Here is a 1,131-nt window from a genome sequence, read left to right as displayed (position 1 = left end):
CCTTAGTTCGATGCTGCGCATCGCCCCGGAATGACGGAGAACCTTACTCCCCGCGCTTGGCGGCTTTCTCGAACTTCTTCAGCACGCGGTCGCGCTTGAGTTTTGACAGATAGTCGACGAACAGCACGCCGTTGAGGTGGTCGATCTCGTGCTGGATGCAGGTGGCGTAGATGCCTTCGGCGTCCTCCTCGTGCACCTTGCCGTCGAGATCGGTGAAGCGCACGCGCACCTTCGCGGGCCGCTCGACCTCCTCGTAATATTCGGGGATCGACAGGCAGCCTTCTTCATAGACCGACAGCTCCTCGGACGAAGCAAGGATCTCGGGATTGATGAAGACGCGCGGCTCCGGCTTGGTCTCGCCGTTCTCGTCGCGCTTGGCGAGGTCCATGGTGATGAGCCGCAGCGGCTGCGCGACCTGGATCGCCGCGAGCCCGATGCCGGGCGCGTCGTACATGGTCTCGAACATGTCGTCGGCCAGCTTGCGGATCTCCGGCGTGACCTTCTCGATCGGCTTGGAGACCAGACGCAGCTGCTTGTCGGGCAGGATGATGATTTCTCTGAGGGCCATGGCGGCGATTTAAGCCGCATGCCGGATGCGGTCAATGCGGCGAGGAACTCCGTTAACGGTCCGCTAACCATAAAACTTAGGGCTTCGTTAACCATAAAAATTAGGGGGCGATTAACCATAAATGTTCGCTATTCGTTCGCGGAGAGGACCGAATCGGCTAAAAGGCGGCCATGAACGAGATCATTTTCACGGCTGGCGATTGGCCGGTGCGCGCCATCGATGCGCTGATCGGCTTCGGCGGCCTTGTCCTCATCCTGCTGCTGGTGATCGCCGTGGTGATCGCGCGGTCGTCGCGGCGCGGCGCGGAACTCGCGATGGCCAATGCCATCCGCGCCGACGAGCTCGAGGAGCGCGTGAGCCAGATGCTGCACGCGCAGAGTGAGGCCTCGGGCCGGGTCGACGCCATGACCCAGGCGCTGGCCGGCCGCCAGGCCGACATGGCCCGCGCGGTCAACGAGCGGCTGGATTCGGTGACCCACCGCGTCGGCCAGTCCATGGAGAGCACCACCCGCAACACCATGGAGAGCCTGCGCGCGCTGCACGAGCGGCTCGGCATCATCGAC

Annotated in this window: 1 protein-coding gene and 1 pseudogene; one reads left to right on the top strand and one right to left on the bottom strand. The window is 63.2% G+C overall.

The annotated features are described in order from the left end of the window. Positions 1 to 43: 43 nt before the first annotated feature. Positions 44 to 568, bottom strand: a complete 525-nt coding sequence (def, locus tag ACXJL8_RS41680) for a peptide deformylase (protein WP_456619442.1) — start codon at positions 566 to 568, stop codon at positions 44 to 46. 170 nt (positions 569 to 738) lie between these two features. Between def and ACXJL8_RS41675 the strand changes: the two are divergent. After that, positions 739 to 1,131 (top strand): annotated as a pseudogene (locus ACXJL8_RS41675) (DNA recombination protein RmuC); the annotation flags it as partial.

The sequence above is a fragment of the Bradyrhizobium sp. P5_C11_2 genome, from assembly GCF_054049755.1.
This window is presented reverse-complemented; position numbering and strand designations above follow the sequence as displayed.